This window comes from Photobacterium sp. DNB22_13_2, from assembly GCF_052873915.1.
In genome coordinates this window covers 1-255 of record NZ_JBNNXU010000196.1, presented here as the reverse complement: position 1 = coordinate 255, position 255 = coordinate 1, and the positions used below count along the sequence as shown (strand labels likewise).

1 pseudogene is annotated in these 255 nt (G+C 67.5%); it reads right to left on the bottom strand.

Going from position 1 to position 255, the window contains the following annotated elements:
- Positions 1-255: pseudogene (locus tag ACVA58_RS28335) on the bottom strand (sugar phosphate isomerase/epimerase and 4-hydroxyphenylpyruvate domain-containing protein); the annotation flags it as partial.

Sequence of the window (255 nt, the reverse complement as noted above, 5' to 3'; positions counted from 1 at the left end):
CTTGGAGCGATGGTGCCCCGCCAGGCCAAACCCCAACGCACGCAGGCGCGTCTCCAGCTCCCGCCCGGCTGAGGCATCCACGGCAAACTCCAGGAAATCCACGCCGGCAAAACGGGCGGGCTCAGGCAGCGCAACGCCACCGGCTTCCGACTCCAGCCAGATCAGCGATCGCATGCCGTCCAGGGCCGTCAAGCGCGCAGGGGCGGAGCGAAACTCGTCATTGAAGACCTCCAGCGACAACGGCCCCGCATAACC